Genomic DNA, 17,596 nt, shown 5'->3' with positions numbered 1-17,596 from the left:
CCCCGGCAGAGCCAGGGGAGAGGGAGCTAGGTTGCGCAAGTGCGAAACATTGAGGTTCCCTCAGTAAGCCCCCTCTCTCCTGGCTTCGCCGGGGGAGAGGGTTGGGGTGAGGGGGCGCTCTATTAACGCACAATCATGCAAAGCCGCGCTCAATCCAGCGGTCGCACCCAAATATTGCGAAAACTAATTGGCTGCGAATGATCGCCGTGCGCCTGCAGCTTGATCGCCGCATCGGTATACGGCTTGTACTTCGGCTTACCGATATAAAAGGTCTCGCCGCTAAGCTGAGTATGGTTCTGCACCAGCACGCCGTTATGGAATAGCGTCACGTAGCCCGGCGACTTCACCGTGCCGTCGGCGGCAAAGATCGGTGCCGTCCAGACGATATCGTAGGTCTGCCATTCCCCCGGCGGGCGCATGGCGTTGACCAGGGGAGGCGTCTGTTTATAGATGCTGGCGGCCTGCCCGTTGACATAGGTCTTGTTCTTGAATGAATCCATGATCTGGACTTCGTAGCCTTCGTCGCCCGGCCCGGTCGAAGCGAGGAACACACCGCTGTTGCCACGCGCCTGGCCTTCGCCGGTGATGTCCGTGGGTACCTGCCATTCCAGATGTAGCTGGTAGTTTTTGAAGTGCTGTTTGGTCTGGATGTTGCCCGTGGCTTTCTCAACCGTCACCACGCCGTCGTGCACTTTCCACAGTGCGGGCGAATGATCCTTGGACGTTTCCCATTGCGCGAGATCGCGGCCGTCGAACAATACGACGGCGTCAGACGGCGGCGCACTGTCCTGCTTGCCCGCCGTGATGACCTTGGGCTCGGGCTCCCACTGCTCCGTCGCCTTGGGATCGGTCTGCGCCCATGCGGACGATGCGAGAACGAAAAGGGTAAGGACCGCCGCGCTTTTCTGTTTCAAGGCCATTCCTCGATGAAAGTTCATACCGTGCATATCTTGAACGCCTCGGCAAAGGAATCGAATGGGTCCGATCGCGACGGCATGAACTCGTGCGCGATGTAACCCTGGAAATTCAGATCCGCGATCGCCTTGGCGACGGCGTGGTAGTTGAGCTCCTGGGTGCCGTCGATCTCATGGCGACCCGGCACGCCACCGGTGTGGAAATGGCCGATCCATTGGATGTTGTCGCGGATGGTGCGGATCACGTCACCCTCCATGATCTGCATGTGATAGATGTCGTAGAGCAGCTTGACGTTGGGCGAGTTGATGCCCTTCATTACCGAGACACCGAACGCCGTGCTGTCGCCCTGATAGCCGTGATGGTCGACCTTGCTGTTGAGCAGCTCCACGCACAGGGTGATGCCGTTCTCGGCGGCGAGCGGTGCGATCTTGGAGAGGCCGGCGACGCAGTTGTCGATCGCCTGGCGCTCGTCGATACCCGTCTTGCGGTTGCCGAACATGGTGATCATGTTGGTCAGGCCGGCGCGCTTGGCCAACGGAATCGTCGTTTCCAACTCCTTCAACAGCGCGGCGTGATTGGCCGGATCGTTGAAACCCATCGTGATGAAGTTATCGCGCTTGGCGGGATAACCCATCGTTACCGCCAGACCGTTGTCGGTCACCGTCGCCCATTCGTCCGCATACAGCAGATCGACGCCAACGAAGCCGAGGGACTTGAGGTGTTTGCACAGTTCGGGCAATGGCGCCTTGGAGGTCCAGCGGCTCAGTGATTGTTTAAGGCGACCAGGCCCGGCTTTCTCGGGAGCGGGTTTGCCGGCGACGGTATCGGCGGAAGCAAGCAACGGCATGGCGCCGACCGCCGCCGCGGCGGCTGCGATGCGGCCGAGTGCGGTACGGCGGCTGATGCCGGGAGAGGTGGTTGTCATGGTTAGGTGAGTCCCAGGATGTCGCGATTGAACGCGCGGTCGCTGCCGGTGGCTGCGAAATCGTCAAACGCGCGCTCGGTGACCTTGATGATGTGGTCGCGGATAAACGCCGCGCCTTCCTTCGCGCCTTGCTGGGCATCCTTGATGCAGCACTCCCATTCGAGCACGGCCCAGCCTGGGTAGCTGTATTGCGCCATCTTGCTGAAGATCGCACCGAAATCGATCTGCCCGTCGCCCAGCGAGCGGAAACGGCCGGGGCGGTCGATCCAGCTCTGGTAACCGCCATAGACGCCCGCGCGCCCATTCGGACGGAACTCGGCATCCTTTACATGGAACGCGCGAATGCGCTCGTGATAGAAGTCGATGAACTCGAGGTAGTCCATCTGCTGCAACACCATGTGGCTGGGGTCGTAGAGGATGTTGGCGCGCGGGTGCTGACCGACGGCGTCGAGAAAACGCTCGAAGGTCGCGCCGTCGTGCAAGTCTTCACCGGGGTGCAGTTCATAACAGACATCGACGCCGGCATCGTCGAAGGCATCGAGGATGGGCCGCCAACGTTTGCCGAGTTCCGCAAAAGCTTCCTCGATCAATCCGGCGGGACGTTGCGGCCACGGATAGAACAGATGCCAGGCCAGCGCGCCGGAGAAGGTGGCATGCGAGGTCAGGCCAAGATGCTGGCTCGCCTTCGCCGCGAGCTTGAGCTGTTGTACCGCCCAGGCTTGGCGCTCTGCCGTGTTGCCGCGCAATGCAGCAGGCGCGAAGCCGTCGAACAAACGGTCGTAGGCGGGATGCGAGGCCACCAGTTGGCCCTGCAGATGCGTGGACAGCTCGGTCACCGCCAGCCCGTGTTCGGCCAGCATGCCCGCGATGTCATCGCAATACGTCTTGCTTGCCGCCGCCTGTTCCAGGTCGAACAGGCGATGATCGTTGCTGGGGATCTGCACGCCGACAAAGCCGAGCGACGCCGCCCAGCGGGCGATATCAGGGAGCGTGTTGAACGGCGCCGCATCTCCCGCGTACTGGGCAAGAAAGATGCCCGGACCCTTGAGCGTTTTCATATCTTCAGTTCCGTTTCAACCGCCCAGGCCTTGCCGTTGCCAGCTTCAGACAGCGGTATATCGGCCTTGTAGCCACCGGGCACGGCGATGTATTGCAGCACCTGTGTGCAACCGGGTTCGGACATGAAGAAGCCCAGCATGGTCAGCTTCTTGGTCATCAGCACGAAGTCGGCAGCGGGTGCCAACGTGGTGTGGTTCGAATGGCTTATTGCTTCGTTATGAAGCTTGGTGACCAGCGCCTTGCGCTTCGCTTCGTCGAGCTGCATGAACGGCTTGCCGCCCGCCTGGTCGAACGCAGCCAGTGCGGTGAGGTAACGCTGCTGATCGGCCTTGGTATAGACGTCATGGAACATCTGATCGATAAACAACGGCACGCCCGCATCGATCGCACCCGGCGTATCGGTGCGCGGGATGATGATATCGGCCACCCCACCGATCACACTGCCTTGGGGCGGGCTGAAGAATCGAGGCGCTGCCCCCGGCTTTTGCGAAGCGGCATGCGCATCGAACACAGCCAGCAACGACGGCGCGGCAAAGGCGCCGACGGCAAGCATGGACATGCTTTTCAACCATTCACGACGGTTCATGGCGCGTCTCCTTTAGATATTGCCGCGCTTGAGTTCTTCCACGGCATGGCTGGCCGCGCGTGCGGTCAGCGCCATGTAAGTCAGGGAGGGGTTCTGGCAGGCGGATGAGGCCATGGCCGAGCCGTCGGTAATGAAGACGTTCTTGCAGGCGTGCATCTGGTTCCACGCATTGAGCACCGAGGTCTTCGGGTCGCGGCCCATGCGTGCGGTACCCATTTCATGGATGCCGGCGCCGACATTGGCCTGCATCGAGAAGGTGCTCACATCGCGATAGCCGGCGGCGGTAAACATCTCCACGGCGTCGCTGAGCATTTCCTTGGTCATCAGGGTCTCGTTCTCCCTGTGTATCGCATCGAAGTTGAGCACGGGCAAGCCGTACTTGTCCTTCTTGCTGTGGTCGAGGGTCACCATGTTCTTGTGATTGGGCAGCATTTCACCAAAGCCCATCATCGACACCCACCAGGGGCCCGGTTTCTCCGCGGCGTGTTTGAGCTCGTCGCCGATGGCCGGTGTGTTGACCAGGCGCGTCCAGTCACTGCGGCTCGCACCGCCCTGATAGCCGAAACCGCGCAGGTAGTTGCGCTTGTCGCCGCCGACGTTGCGGTAGCGTGGAATATAGAAGCCATTGGGCCGGCGCCCGGAGTAGTAGCGGTCTTCATGGCCCTCGACCAGCGCGCGCGCACCGTTGCCGAAAATGTGGTCCATGATGTTGTGGCCCACTTCGCCGCTGTCGTTGCCGAAGCCGTTGGGGAAGCGGCTCGACACCGAGTTGAGCAGGATATGCGTGGTGCCGAAGGTGGACGCGTTGAGGAAGATCACGCGGGCGAAGTATTCCGTCTGATGACCGGTCTCCGCATCCAGCACGCGCACGCCGGTCGCCTTGCCCTTGGCGTTGTCGTAGATCACTTCGTAGACAATCGCGTTGGTCACGATCGTCATATTGCCGGTTCTCTCCGCGGAAGGAAGCGTTGACGAGTTGCTGCTGAAATAGCCGCCGAAAGGACAGCCGCGCATGCACAGGTTGCGATATTCGCATTGCCCACGTTGCGGACTCTTGTCGTGCTTGAGCGGCTCGGAGAGATTGGCGGTGCGGCCGATGATGAGCTTGCGCTTGAACTTGTCGTCCAGCTTGCCCTTGAAATCCTTCTCGACGCAGTTGAGTTCCATGGGTTTCAGGAACTGACCGTCCGGCAACTGCGCAAGATGTTCGGTCGACCCGCTGACGCCGATGAAGTGCTCGACGTAGTCGTACCAGGGAGCAAGGTCGCTATAGCGGATGGGCCAGTCCACGCCGACCCCTTCCTTGCCGTTCGCTTCGAAGTCCATCTCACTGAAGCGATAGCTTTGCCGGCCCCACATCAGCGAGCGTCCACCGACGTGGTAACCGCGGAACCAGTCGAACGGCTGGGTTTCTTCATACGGGTTGTCGATGTCGTCGACGAACCAGTGCTTGGTGGACTGCGTAATGCCGTAGAACGACGGGCGCGTGTGCTTGGGATGACGCGCGATGTCTTCCTGCGTCGGCTCGTCGGCGTACGGCAGCTCCCACGGCGCCTTCATCGCGGTGGGGTAGTCGCCATGCTTGACCATGGGGCCACGGTCGAGCACCAGGGTCTTGAGTCCTTTCTCGGTCAGTTCCTTGGCGGCCCAGCCGCCACTGACGCCAGTGCCGACAACGATGGCGTCGTATGTGTTCTTTTCCATGCGATTCCCTTAAGACAGTTCAGCGCAGCGGGCGCAGGTAGGCGTAATCGACGCGCGCGGCGTCGAGCTGGCTCATGCGGCTAAAGGGGCCTTCCTGCTCGACGAAGCAGTGCTTCAGTCCAGAGGTATCCGCCGCCGCCATGATCGGTTTGTAGTCGAGCGTGCCGCGGCCGAGTTCTGCGCCCGGATAATCCTTGGCGCCGCCGGGCAGGAAATCCTTGGCGTGCATCAGCGGGATGCGGCCAGGATTTGCCTTGAAGTAATCGGCAGGGTTCTTGCCGCCCGCATGCACCCAACCGCAGTCGAGCTCGAACTGCACGAGCTTGTGATCGGTTTCCTTGAGCAGCACGTCGTAGAACGTCTGCCCACCGCCCACGTCGGTAAATTCGAGATGATGGTTGTGATAGGCGTACTGCAGGCCCGCCTGCTTGGCCTTTTCGCCGAGGCGGTTGGCGTACTCCGCGGTGCGCTTGGCCTCGTCGAGCGAGTAGGTCGGCTCCGGCGCGCTCTTGCCCTGCGTGGCCAGTTCCTTCTGCATGATCGACGGCAGCATGCTGCTGACGATGTACTGCGTGCCGAGCACGTGCGCGGCTTCGACGCCGGCGTCGAAACCCAGGCTGTCGAAATGCATGCTGGGGCAGCGCAGGCCGGCTTCATTCAACTGATCGCGCAGCGTCTTGGCCGTGCTGGTGATGATGGCTTCGATCTCGGTGTAGCCGATCGACTTTAGCGTCTTGAGCGTGCCGTTGGGGTCGTCCTGGTACGCCTTCAGCACCATGTAGAGCTGGATGCCGAGCGTCTTGCCCTTGGCGTTGGCGGCGAGGATCTTTCCCGGCGTGCCAAGGGTAAGCCAAGCCGCCGTGCCACAAAGCGCGGAACGAGCCAGGAACTGCCTGCGAGTCATCATGAACATTTCTCTCTGAAGACCAGGTGGGTGCGAGGTGTCTAATCAGCCGGCACTAGTGACAGGGCTACCTGTCGTCGCCTTGCGATCCTTGAACAGCAGTACAAACAAGATGAGCACGAAGACCGCGCAGGCACCGCCGATCAGCCAGATCGCATGCCAGTCGTGCGTCGCCACACCCTGCGCGTTGGTGCGCGCATAGGTATCGACCACCACGCCGGACAGCCACGAGCCGACGAACATACCCAGACCGTAGGTCAGAAAAGTGATCAACCCTTGCGTTGCCGCCCGCAAGGCAGATGGCGCCTCGCGATCGATATAGATCTGGCCGACCACAAAGAAGAAATCGAAGCAGATGCCGTGCAGGATGATGCCCAGCCACAGCATCCACATCAGACTGCCGGGAGCACCGTAGGCAAACATCGTATAGCGCACCACCCAGGCCAGCATGCCGACGGCGAGCATGTACTTCACGCCCAGGCGGCGGAAGAACCAGGGGATGAGCAGCATGCAGAACAGTTCCGACATCTGCCCGCCGGTCATCTTGCCGGCGGCGTTGACCACACCGATTTCGTTGAGGAACAGATTGGTGAAGGCGTAATAGAACTGGAGCGGAATGCAGATCAGGAACGAGGCGAGCGCAAACACGGCCATCGAGCGGTCGCGCAGCAGATGCAGGGATTCCAGCGGCAGTGCATGACGCAGTTCGAAGCGCGTATTGCGTGCGAGCGGCGGCGTAGCGGGCAGGGTGAGGCAATAGACCGCCATCAGCACCGACAGCCCGGCGGCCAGGAGCAAGGGCGATGCGGTCGCTTCCACGCCCCAGGCACCGACGATCAGCCCCATGATGATCCAGCCGATGGTGCCGAACACGCGGATCGCGCCGAACTCTTCCTGTGGATCCTTGATATGCCGCATGGCGAGCGAGGTGGTCAGCGCCAGCGTTGGCATGTAGCACAGGCTATAGGCCAGCAGGGCACCGTAAACGGTTGCGAACGAACTCTGTTGCGCAGCGACCACCAGCAGCACGGCGCCAATGATGTGCAATATCGCGAGCACGCGGCGCGTATCGAACAGCCTGTCGGCCAGCAGCCCGACAAACAGCGGCGAGATCATTGCGCCGATCGCGGTGGTACCCGCGACCGCGCCGATTTCCTTGCCATTGAAATGCAGCGTCTGGCCCAGCCAGGTGCCGACCGTGACGTACCACGCGCCCCAGATCGCGAACTCGAACAGCATCATCAATCTAAGGCGCCATTTCATCCGCGTTTCCTCTTGGTGCGTGGTGTTTCGAGAGGGTCTTCGACGTGCTGCCATATGCCGCCCGCGGCATGGCTCTTGAGCATCGCCTCGACCAGCAGGCTATTGCGATAGCCGTCGGCGAACGTGGGTAGCGCGACCGGCTTGGTTTCAGGGGTGCCCCCGCGCCGAATCCATGCATAGGCATCGGCCAACAGATTGCGGAACGCATCCGCCCAGGCTTCCGGATGACCCGCGGGCAGATGCGCATAGCCGCGCGCGGCGGGATCGAGCAACGCGGGATCCCGTGTCAGTACCGTATTGGCCTGCGCGTGGTGGCCGATCCACAGCTCGTTGGGCTGCTCCTGCCGCCATGCCAGCGAGGCGAGACGCCCATTCACTTCCAAACGCAGATCGTTCTTGTGACCGGGCAGCACCTGACCCACGGTGACGCAACCGCGCGCGCCGTTGTCGAAACGCAGCAGCACGCTGGCGACATCTTCGCTGGTGATCTTGATCTTGCGCCGTGGCGCCGACTTGGCCGCGCCGGCAAAAGCCTTGGGCGAAGCGGCTGGGACATCGCGAACCGGCACCGCCGTATGCAGATCGGCCAGCACCGCCGTAATGCGCGCGCCGGTCACATGCTCGGCCAGGTCGCACCAGTGCGAGCCGATATCGCCCAGCGCGGAACTGGCACCGCCCAGCTTGGGGTCGAGACGCCACGAATACGCGCGCTCGTCGGTCAACCAATCCTGCAAGTAACAGCCATGCACGAACACCGCCGGGCCGACCTTGCCCTTGGCGATCATCGCGCGCGCCTGCTGCACCAGCGGGTAGCCGCGATAGTTAAAGGTGACCACGTGCGCGACACCCGATTGGCGCGCGGCTTCGTACAGTTCGCGCGCTTCGGGCGTACTGCTGGCAAGCGGCTTGTCGGAGATCACATGCTTGCCGGCACGTAGCGCGGCCAGGGAGACCTCGCGGTGCAAGTGGTTGGGCGTGGTGTTGTGAACCACCTGCACGGCGGGGTCGGCCAGCAGTTCCTGGTAACTCGCGTAGCCACGCCCGGCGTTGAGTTCGCGCGCGCGTTTTTTTGCGGATTCGAGGCTGGAGCCAGCGATACCGACGATCTCGACGTCGCCCAGGCGACGCACGGCATCGAGGTGATGTGCGGCAATAAAGCCGGGGCCGACAAGCCCCATGCCGAGCTTCTTCATCGGGCCCCCACCCTGGCGCTGGTCGTTATGGACTGGCCTGCCATTTCCCCTCCGAGCTACCGCTGTCGCAAAAATGTATTCGATTACATCCGCATAAACACTGGTGTTTGCTGCTTCACAGGTTTGGATTTTGCTTCAGCGCCACAGGCGACTTCGTCGTAGAGCGCTTGAAATGTGGCAGTGTATGTAACAGATGCGCAAAGGCAGGCGCAACGATTTCATGTAATCCATTACATTGCATTGCACAAATATCGATCGAGGTGACCACCCAGGCATCTCGTTCTAGGGCGCTACCGGCTGGTATCGTCCCAGGCACAATGGCGACAAAGGGGATAGGAACGCGTGAGTACGGACGGATCCAAGCGTAAACGGCAGAGTGCGAAGGGCGCGGACAAGAATGCTGCGCCGCAGCCTGCGCGTGTCCGGACGGTCAAGGAAATTGCCGCCATCGCCAAAGTTTCAGTTGCAACCGTCTCACGCGCCTTGCAGCGGCCGGAGATCGTCAGCGAGGAGACCCGCCAGCGCATCCACGAGGTCGTCAAGCGCCTGGGCTACACCCCCAACGCGTTGGCGCGCAACCTGCGCACGGCGCGCACGCGCCTGATCATCGCCTTGCTCCCCGACATCGCCAACCCGTTCTTCTCGGAGGTCATCCGCGGCATCGAGCAGGTAGCGCACGAGAACGGCTATTCGGTGCTATTGGGCGAAACGCAAAGCAGCCTGGTACGCGAGCAAGCCTACGCCGATATGGTCGCCGCCCGCCAGGCCGACGGCATCATCACCATGTCCCACCGCGTCCCGGCCATCCCCATTGATGGGCGCCTGCCTGTGGTCAATGCGTGTGAGTACGTCAAGGACAAGAAGATTTCCAGCGTCTATATAGATAACGTTGCTGCGGCGGGCGCTGCGGTCGACTATCTCGTGACGCTGGGGCATCGCGATATCGCCTTTATTGCCGGGCCGTCGTCGAGTCCGATTTGTGTGGACCGGGAGCAGGGTTATCAGCTTGCGTTGCAGCGAGCGAAGATTGCCGCAAACCCCGCGCTGACTGCCGTCGGTGACTTCTCGATCGAGGCGGGCGAGCGCGCCATTGACCTGTTTCTATCGCAGGGGCAGTCGTTTAGCGCAGTGTTCTGCTCCAACGACGAAATGGCGATCGGTGCGATGCGTGCTTTGATCTCGCATGGATTGCGCGTGCCGGAGGATGTCTCCGTGGTTGGCTTCGATGACATTCGTTTCGCGCGGTACACCTCGCCGCCATTGACTACCGTAGCCCAACCGAAGAACGCGTTGGGGCGGGAGGCGATGACCATGTTGATCGAGCTGCTGAATGATCCGGAGGTGCCGCCGCGGAAGCGGGTGCTGTCGGCGGATTTGGTGGTGCGGGGATCCACGGCGCCGCGAGCGGATGGGCGCTGATGACGAAGCAGCGTAACCATGGAGCGGATTCATTGAGGTGACGGTCTTTGAATCGTCGTTAATGAGTTCGATCTGTGCGTTGGACGTCGGTTGAGCGAAGTCAAGATTGATACAAATGTGCTGCGTGCCTGGTGGCGCGAGTTGAAGGCGCGGACGCCCTGGCGCTTCCAATATGAATCATGGGTTGCGACTGATAGTGAGGAAAGCATCATGAAAAGACGGGAATTTGTTGGAGCGCTCCCGCTCGTCGTTGGCGGCACATTAGCTATTACCTCCACCAAAGCCAATGCTCAAACACAATCGACATCGACGTACATAAGCGTCAAGCAGTTTGGAGCTGTTGGAAATGGAGCCGCTGACGATACCGCGGCCATCACGGCGGCTTTCACATATGCGTCGGGGCAGGCTTACCCGATATGTGTATTTTTCCCTGATGGGGAATATTTGGTCAGCGCAGGATTCACGATACCGGTTGGTGTAACGGTTCGAGGATCGGGGCGAGGCTCTGCAACGATTGTTGTTGGTGTCAGCGGTATCACAGTCTTCTCTTGCATCCAAAGTTCATTTGCTTATGCCAACATCACAGTGTGTGACCTTGGCATTCAAACATCTAAATCCAATGTGATTGGGATGCACTTTACGCTTTGCGAGATGACTTGCGTGGAGCGAGTTCTGTTTGCTGGCTGTACGCAGAGCATGGCTATAGATCGGGGACAACACCATCAGATTCTAGATGTAGTAAGTCGCGGATACAGCAGCAATCCTGCGGGCACGTTCCGCTTCTGGTCTTCCGTGGATACGGATTACATCTATCACTTAACTGTCAATAGCTTGCTTTTTTCCAATAGCGGCACCGGTGTTTCGACTGTCATGGACCCTGCTGCGATCTACCTGCGACGGGGCATCACTAGCTATTTCAGCCAAGTCATTGCTGGCGATCTAACGGATGGTGGGGCAGCGAGCGCGAGTTTTATTGTGATTGAGAACGACTGTCAAGGCTGCAAATTTTCTCAATGCATTGGGGTATACCCTGCCCAGGGAATCGTGATCAAGCAAGGAAGCGGAGTGGCTGCTTTCCCCGAGGTTATCGAATTCAATGGCGTTGATATCGACCAGCCCACTGTGCTTGCGATTCAAATTGTTGAGGCAAAGTACGTAACTTACAACGGTGGCACAATTACGCCCCGAGGCGGCTTCACCAATCTGAACCCTATTGTAGTGTACCCCGGAGGTCAGTTCGTCACGTTCAACGCAACAACGGTGTCTGGATTCTCCGGTGGCGCTGGATTTTTTCTAAACGGCGGATCCTACATTGAGCTCAACAACTGCATAGTCGATGGTTGTAGCACCGCTTTTGTTTTTGCCGGAGGCGACCACATACGGATAAGCGGAGGCAGCGTGACCAATTGCACCAACAAGTATTCCGGTGCGTACAACACGGTTGGCAGCTACTACCGTGGCGTATATGGTTTCAATCCATTCGCAGTTGGAACCCCGGCCTTGCCGCCCTCTGGTGCCGCGCTAACCAATAACTTGGGTGTGCGGTGTAGCGTATACATGACTGGAGGCAACATCACGGCCTTACAGATCAATGGGCAGGCGATCCCCTCTAGCGCTGCAAATGGCGCGATCGATCTCGAGCCAGGCGACTCGATCAGCGTAACTTACTCCACCAGTCCTTCGTGGACGTGGATCGGGCACTAAAAGTTCGCGCTGACCAATTCATGGGGGCTGGTCCATTTGAACGGTGATTCAAGCGCATCGTTGATAAATCCGACTCCTCGTTGCTTGGAGCCGGGCATGCAGCCCAAGCGAATGTTGGATGTCTCTGCTACCACGCTTGGGCTTTAGGAGGCACTGCAAATGCGCACTCGCCGCACCACGCGAGATGCTTTGTCTCCAACTCTAATATCAAATCGCCAAGCGCAACTTCAAGAAGTCAGCGCCGGAAACGAAGTGATGCGTAGCTTCGCGCCCGCGTAAGGCACAAGACGCAATGTGGTGTACGGCTCGTCCTCCACCTCGGGCTTCACGGGCACAGGATCAGCAGCGCCCTCTTGTGCCTTCCATGCCACAAGCCGCCCCTGCACGGTAAGCGTCACCGCCGGTGTTGCACCAGCAAAAGGAAGCGCACCGATCGTATGCTCCTCCACGGTGCCATCAGCGCTCACGGCATAATTCCACTGCGAAGTCGGATACACCTGCCAGTCATTGGTAAGACCGCGTTTGCGCCACTTCACCCAGGCCTCGCCAATCGGCAACGAGAACACCAACGGGCCCCGGCTGAAACTTATCGAGTCGTTATAGCCTGTTTCGGTAACGACTTCGGCGGGAAACGACAGGTGGATCGTGTCGCCCGCGGTCCATTGGCGTTCCACCGTAAGGAAGCCTTCTCCGGCGTTCACCTTCATCGGCTCACCGTTGATTCGCACCGACGGGGAGCGGCACCAGGCCGGCAGGCGCAGGCGCAGGGGGAACGTCACCGGGGATGCTGGCCGCATCGTCATGGCGATGTCGTTGCGGAAGGGATAGTCGGTGTCTTGTTCAATCTCGATGGGCACTCCGCGCGCCACGGTTTTGACGCGGCAGGGCGCGTAAACCGTTGCGGCGAGGCCTCCGTCCGCGCAGGCCATCCACAGACTTGCCGTCAGCTTTGGCCAGCCTTGGTGGAAGTTGGCCGTGCAGCAGCCAAAGTGCGGATCGAGGCCGAACAGGTTCGCTTCGGGACCGTTGGTCGTCCACGGTCGGCGGTGCAGGCTGCATTCCACCTGGTTGGGCTGCTGATCGTACTGGTGTGCCCACATGTCGTCGGTAAAGGCGCCCGGTAATGCGTTATAGGCGATACGTTCGATCCGGTCGCCCAGGGCGGCGTCGCCGGTGATCGCCAGCGCTACCTCCAACGAATACAGCGCCTCCACCACCGTGCACAGTTCGGTACCTTGGGAAGGATTGCGTCCGGCAAGATGCTCGTCGGCGGAATACATGCCATTGGCCAGGCCGTGGTAGCGGTCGAGCATGGCGAGCTGGTGATGGATCGCGGCGCGGTCATTCGCGTCGCGCGAGATCAACGACCACACCGGCGATGCCTTGAGTGCCTGCGCGACGTTGACGCCGTGCACCTGCAGCCCGTCGTCCTCCATGAAGACATCCTTGCCGCTCTTGGCCTCGAGCAGCTTCGCGTCGGTCTTTTCCCGGAAGGGAAAATCGGCGTACATACCTTGCCAGTCGTAGCCCTGCTTCTTCAGTAAAGCGGCCAGCTCAAGAAGCTTTGGGTCCTGCGTACGCGCATACAGCCAGAGCACGGAGGCCACTTCGTCTTGCCAACGCATCCGGCCCCAATCGCGCAATGGGCGTTCCGGCAATGCGTCCAGCTGGTAGTGGAAGTAGCGTGTCATGAAGGGCAGCACGCGCGCATCGCCGGTCAGCTCCTGATACTGGGTCAGTGCCTTGAGCATGACCATGCGTGGCCACCAATCGTCATTGCTCTTCGGTCCGAACATGCCGTTGGACCAAGGATTTTCGAGCGTCCACTCGATGAATCGCTGCGCCTTCGCTTTCAACGAGGGCGAATCGAGCTGCCATGCCAGGGGCAACAAGCCATCGATGAAGTACGGCCCGCGTTCCCAGGACTCGCCCTTGCCGCCGAGCCATCCGCTGTTGGGGCCCAGATCCGGCCAGGTCTCGTCTACCCGGCCGCCGAGACCTGCGGCCTGGACTTCCAACTGGCGACGCAACCAACCCGAGGGGCGAATCGAGCCGGCGGGAAGCAACTGAAACGGTTGCGGCGCGAGGGGCGCTGGTGGAAATACGGCGGCGGCTGGAGCCGTCGCTGCACCGAGTGCCTCTAATGGCAGCCATGACGTGAGCGCTCCGAGTACGGACGCTCTAAGAAAGTTGCGGCGGCCAGGAGCGGTCGAATCATGCATTCGGAAAACCTCACTTACCAGGCTAGTCGTCGAAGCGTGTCACTGATAGCCAACTATAGCCCCTCGGCCCCATGTGGACGTTTCTCTTTTCGGCGCTTTGATGTAAAAAAGCCCAACGGGTCAGAGGGGTTAGATCGCGCCATGCGAAACGACACTCAAGCGAACCATCTCAAAGTTTATTTCCAGCAGGAGTTCATTAATTTCCTGCGCACCACCGGAAACCTGGCTACCTATTCGACAGCCTGCGCATTGCTGGCGCAGACCACCACCACGTTCTTTGGTAGCCGGCGGCTTGCGGATGCGATAGCGATTTGCATTGCCCTGATGACGGCAATCGGCGCCTGGTTCGCTGTCGATCTCTTTCATAGGGCGTGGACAAAGCGTTATGACATACAGAGTTCCGGTCACGTTTTTCGCTTGGCTATCATGATGCTGGTGACCACATTGATTGCCGCTCCATGGGTGGTCGTCCGCGAGCAAATCAAGTAACAGGCCAGCGCGGCTGATGATCTTTTCAGCCAGTACATTCAAAGCGAGCCATATGAACTGATCTGTATCGCACTTACGTGCATTCCTTGATGGGATTATTCCCAACGGAGAGATCATCATGCGTCGTCTAACAATCGCAATCGTAACTGGTGCCGTTCTTGGCGCAGCGTCCACAGCGTCGATCGCCCAGGCCGGCCTTTCTCAACTTACCAATAGCGTAAGGAGCATCGAGAAGAACTTCGATGTGGCCGACAAAAACCACGATGGCAAGCTGACCCGGGAAGAAGCGCAATCTGGAGCGACGCCGGCGATAGCCAAGCACTTTGACGAAATCGATACGGACCACAAAGGTTACGTCACCAAGGCAGACACACGTGCCTTTATTCAAAGCAACTTATTGCGTGGTCATGTAGCTCCGCCCAGTTCTTCGGCTGGGCATTAAAAGGCTGCACTGTCTGTGCCCACGGCGTAGCGGAGAGATCGGGGGCATCCGTGGAGGGCGTCTTCGGGTGCTCAGAAAATGGATGTCACCTCATCGATGATGGACGTCCCCGATGTGGCCCTCGGCTCTACAGGCCCCTTGCATCCAGATGCGTACCGCAATGCGTGCAACAGCGGATCTTGAAGCGGCGTCCGCCTTTGCCATAGATCAGCTGTTGCCCACAACTGGAGCATGCCCGGGCACGTAGCCAGCTGCGTTCCGATAAGCCCTGATCGCCGCATGCCGGGCAATGGCTGCCGTTGGTACGGCTGATGTACTCATTGCATTCAGGGCATTGAAGCGACGGCGCGGTAAAAGCGGCGGCAAGGGCGATGAGCCAACCTATCAGCGCGACGATCATGAGTGCTGGCATGTATTTTTTATCCAGCAGAAAAACTGCCGGTATCGTCAGCATAAAAACCATGAAGCCGCCGCCAGCAATTTCTTGGTGTCGCCTGTAGCGGCGAGTAGTCAGTGCGAAAGATTCCCTGCGTGAAGACAAGGATAGAGCCTCTAAAGTCGCCCGTTGAAACGAGCATCATTTCATAAATGCCGGGATGGCGTGAGCAAGTGGCCGCGCCAATGGCGGGCCGGTTTAATGCGAGTTGCGTCACATAACAGTGTTTCTATCTGGAAACACTTAGTCGACGCCAGAGATTCTTAGCTTTTGGAGCGGCGAGGTAACTACCTCGAGATAGTCGGCGAAGTCTCATGTGGCCCCCCTGGCCCAAGGAGACCTGACCATGCAATCCCTTCGACTGCTTACCGCCGGCGTTGCGATCGCGCTCGGCTTGACCGGTAGTGCCTATGCGCAATCTTCTGCGGCTTTACCACGTGTGGATTCCCCTTACGTCTATGTGATGTCCAACGATATTCACGCCAACAGTGTCGCGGTGCTCAAGCGCAGCGTCTTTGGCGGGCTCGATAAAGTTGCGGTAGTGGCTACCGGTGGTGCCGGCGTTGGTGTGGGTACCACTACGCCGCCGCCTGATCCGCTTGGTTCGCAGAATGCATTGCTCAAAAGCGACGACGGTCGATGGTTGTTTGCCACCAACGCGGGCAGCAATCAGGTTTCGGTGTTCGCTATCCGCGGCAGCCAGTTGATCCTGACCGATGTAAGGGCCTCGGGTGGCACGTATCCCGTCAGCGTGGCGCAGCGAGGAAACCGGGTTTATGTGTTGAACTCGGCCGGCGCGTCGAACGTTTCGGTGTTCGAACTCAACGCCAATGGACACCTGACGGCGGAGCCCAACGAAACCCGCGTCATCGGTACGGACCAGGTACTGGTGGGCAATCAGCCCAATGTCGGGATGACACCGGCAGAACTTCAGTTGACGCCCGATGGCCAATGGCTGGCGGTGTCCGTCAAGGACGCTTCCGCCAAGGGCTGGTTTGAGCTGTTTTCCGTAGATCGTCGTGGCGATCTGGCTCAAGACCCGGCCATCACGCCATCGAACGATCCACAACCGTTTGGCTTTGCGTTCGATGCGCGTGGCCATCTGATTACCAGCGAAGCGGCAGGGTCGGCGGCAAGTTCTTACTCCGTGACGCGCGACGGCCAATTGCGTGCGATCTCCAGCGACATCGCCAACGGACAAGCCGCAGCCTGCTGGCTGGCGGTGTCGGGACGCTACGCGTTCACTGCCAATGCGGGAAAAGGGGACATCAGTGCATATCGCATCGGCGAGAACGGCGCGCTTACTCTGATCGGCAATGGCATTGCAGCCACGTTGGAGAGCGGGGCCGCGCCTACCGATCTGAAAGTGTCGGCAGACGGGCTGTTTCTCTACGTCGGCAACTCCCTGGGTGGTGACGTGGACAGCTATCTGATCTTGCCCGAAGGCCAGCTATTCAAGGTCGGCCAAACGGCGGTCTTCCCCGGAGCAAGCGGCATGCAAGGTCTGGCGCTTTGAGTCCGGCGAGACAGTAGCGGAGGCAAGCCCCGCGCCATGCGAGTGGATGGCGTGGGGCTTTCATGTATGCCCGGATCTCACATCAAAGAGTGATTTCCGTCTGCTTTGTCGCTCTGTCAGGTGGTCCATAGCGCTTTACCACCTTGGCATTCTTCATGAATGGGGCGGTTGTGAGGACAGGCTTGATCGCATCGAACAGCTTGTCCGCACTTGGCCCGTACATATAGATATAACCGTCGTGACCATCCGAGGCGACTTCGTCACCATCGAACTCCCCAGCGCCGGCTTGTTTGATGGCAGCTTCGAGCTTGTCTTCCAATGCGAAGATCGGTTTGAGGTCGGTCGATCCATAATTGAAATGGACGATAACGGCTTGCTCTGCAGGGTCAGGTGTCCCGCTGGCCATGCTTGGCTGTGATGCGATGAGCAAGGAGATCAAGAGCATCTTTGATATCTTCATTTCTATTCCTGAGAATCGATGGTATCGATGTCGAAAAAAAGGATCTTATGTGCCACCAGCACGCATTCATTGCACATATGAAGGTGTCCGCCTCTGCCTTCTACCATCCCCTGAACTTCATTACGCGCCTTCGCGCAGAAATCGCAGAATGGCGGTTGAAGATCCCTGATGTTCCTTGAGTCTGGGTCTGGGCCCTCGTGCTTTTCGAGTATCCCGAATTTGAGGCGTAGTAATTCCGTCCGAAGACGTTCGTCATCTTTGCCAGCCATACTCACCCTCTAGTCAGATCGCTTCGGCGCCCGCTTCGGATCGAAACACACATGACAGGAAATCCGGGATGCCCAGGAAATGAGCGCTGC

17 protein-coding genes are annotated in these 17,596 nt (G+C 59.6%); 5 read left to right on the top strand and 12 right to left on the bottom strand.

All coding sequences use genetic code 11. The annotated features are described in order from the left end of the window. Positions 1 to 149: 149 nt before the first annotated feature. The 8 genes from ACZ6WW_RS22515 to ACZ6WW_RS22480 are packed head-to-tail and all read right to left on the bottom strand — an operon-like array spanning position 150 to position 8,549. Complete coding sequence (locus tag ACZ6WW_RS22515; protein WP_465276194.1) at positions 150 to 920, bottom strand: 3-keto-disaccharide hydrolase; 771 nt, start codon at positions 918 to 920, stop codon at positions 150 to 152. 14 nt (positions 921 to 934) lie between these two features. After that, positions 935 to 1,840, bottom strand: coding sequence for a hydroxypyruvate isomerase family protein (locus ACZ6WW_RS22510; protein ID WP_465276187.1), 906 nt, complete (start codon positions 1,838 to 1,840; stop codon positions 935 to 937). Positions 1,841 to 1,842: 2 nt separating this feature from the next. Beyond that, a complete protein-coding gene (locus tag ACZ6WW_RS22505; protein WP_465276186.1) occupies positions 1,843 to 2,898 on the bottom strand; it encodes a sugar phosphate isomerase/epimerase family protein in 1,056 nt (351 codons plus the stop codon). Next, complete coding sequence (locus ACZ6WW_RS22500) at positions 2,895 to 3,485, bottom strand: gluconate 2-dehydrogenase subunit 3 family protein (RefSeq protein ID WP_465276185.1); 591 nt, start codon at positions 3,483 to 3,485, stop codon at positions 2,895 to 2,897. The genes ACZ6WW_RS22505 and ACZ6WW_RS22500 overlap by 4 nt, the downstream gene beginning before the upstream one ends. A gap of 12 nt (positions 3,486 to 3,497) precedes the next feature. Continuing rightward, positions 3,498 to 5,189 carry a GMC oxidoreductase gene (locus tag ACZ6WW_RS22495; protein WP_281850810.1) on the bottom strand — a complete coding sequence of 564 codons (1,692 nt, stop codon included), beginning with the start codon at positions 5,187 to 5,189 and terminating at the stop codon, positions 3,498 to 3,500. A 19-nt stretch (positions 5,190 to 5,208) separates the two neighbouring features. Beyond that, positions 5,209 to 6,096 carry a sugar phosphate isomerase/epimerase family protein gene (locus ACZ6WW_RS22490; RefSeq protein WP_465276184.1) on the bottom strand — a complete coding sequence of 296 codons (888 nt, stop codon included), beginning with the start codon at positions 6,094 to 6,096 and terminating at the stop codon, positions 5,209 to 5,211. 42 nt (positions 6,097 to 6,138) lie between these two features. After that, positions 6,139 to 7,356: a nucleoside permease gene (locus tag ACZ6WW_RS22485; protein WP_465276183.1), complete on the bottom strand. Its 1,218-nt coding sequence runs from the start codon at positions 7,354 to 7,356 to the stop codon at positions 6,139 to 6,141. Further along, positions 7,353 to 8,549: a Gfo/Idh/MocA family protein gene (locus ACZ6WW_RS22480; RefSeq protein ID WP_465276182.1), complete on the bottom strand. Its 1,197-nt coding sequence runs from the start codon at positions 8,547 to 8,549 to the stop codon at positions 7,353 to 7,355. The genes ACZ6WW_RS22485 and ACZ6WW_RS22480 overlap by 4 nt, the downstream gene beginning before the upstream one ends. A 342-nt stretch (positions 8,550 to 8,891) precedes the next feature. Here ACZ6WW_RS22480 and ACZ6WW_RS22475 point away from each other — a divergent pair, with 342 nt between their 5' ends. Together ACZ6WW_RS22475 and ACZ6WW_RS22470 are read left to right on the top strand one after the other, a co-directional pair. Then, entirely contained in the window at positions 8,892 to 9,968 is a 1,077-nt protein-coding gene (locus ACZ6WW_RS22475; RefSeq protein ID WP_465276181.1) for a LacI family DNA-binding transcriptional regulator, read from the top strand. A 90-nt stretch (positions 9,969 to 10,058) separates the two neighbouring features. Beyond that, complete coding sequence (locus ACZ6WW_RS22470) at positions 10,059 to 11,672, top strand: glycosyl hydrolase family 28-related protein (protein WP_465276180.1); 1,614 nt, start codon at positions 10,059 to 10,061, stop codon at positions 11,670 to 11,672. Positions 11,673 to 11,899: 227 nt separating this feature from the next. On the opposite strand, the gene ACZ6WW_RS22465 is transcribed toward ACZ6WW_RS22470, so the two are convergent. Next, positions 11,900 to 13,894, bottom strand: a complete 1,995-nt coding sequence (locus ACZ6WW_RS22465) for a beta-L-arabinofuranosidase domain-containing protein (protein ID WP_465276179.1) — start codon at positions 13,892 to 13,894, stop codon at positions 11,900 to 11,902. A 141-nt stretch (positions 13,895 to 14,035) separates the two neighbouring features. Between ACZ6WW_RS22465 and ACZ6WW_RS22460 the strand changes: the two genes are divergently transcribed. Then, complete coding sequence (locus ACZ6WW_RS22460) at positions 14,036 to 14,383, top strand: hypothetical protein (protein WP_465276178.1); 348 nt, start codon at positions 14,036 to 14,038, stop codon at positions 14,381 to 14,383. A gap of 118 nt (positions 14,384 to 14,501) precedes the next feature. Beyond that, the gene (locus tag ACZ6WW_RS22455; protein WP_465276177.1) at positions 14,502 to 14,825 is read left to right on the top strand and encodes an EF-hand domain-containing protein; all 324 of its coding nucleotides are present in this window, start codon (positions 14,502 to 14,504) and stop codon (positions 14,823 to 14,825) included. Positions 14,826 to 14,952: 127 nt separating this feature from the next. Here the strand turns inward: ACZ6WW_RS22455 and ACZ6WW_RS22450 are convergent, their stop codons facing one another. Beyond that, positions 14,953 to 15,288, bottom strand: coding sequence for a transposase family protein (locus tag ACZ6WW_RS22450; protein ID WP_465276176.1), 336 nt, complete (start codon positions 15,286 to 15,288; stop codon positions 14,953 to 14,955). Positions 15,289 to 15,607: 319 nt separating this feature from the next. Between ACZ6WW_RS22450 and ACZ6WW_RS22445 the strand changes: the two genes are divergently transcribed. Then, positions 15,608 to 16,777 (top strand): lactonase family protein, encoded by a 1,170-nt coding sequence (locus tag ACZ6WW_RS22445; RefSeq protein ID WP_465276175.1) that lies wholly within the window; start codon positions 15,608 to 15,610, stop codon positions 16,775 to 16,777. Positions 16,778 to 16,859: 82 nt separating this feature from the next. Here ACZ6WW_RS22445 and ACZ6WW_RS22440 read toward each other — a convergent pair whose 3' ends face one another. Further along, a complete protein-coding gene (locus tag ACZ6WW_RS22440; protein ID WP_465276174.1) occupies positions 16,860 to 17,237 on the bottom strand; it encodes a hypothetical protein in 378 nt (125 codons plus the stop codon). A gap of 2 nt (positions 17,238 to 17,239) precedes the next feature. After that, positions 17,240 to 17,506 (bottom strand): ClpX C4-type zinc finger protein, encoded by a 267-nt coding sequence (locus ACZ6WW_RS22435; protein WP_465276173.1) that lies wholly within the window; start codon positions 17,504 to 17,506, stop codon positions 17,240 to 17,242. Between the last annotated feature and the right edge of the window lie 90 nt (positions 17,507 to 17,596).

This window comes from Dyella sp. NPDC103356, from assembly GCF_055584465.1.
Note: the sequence above shows the minus strand (reverse complement) of the source record. Positions and strands in the feature narration are given on the sequence as shown.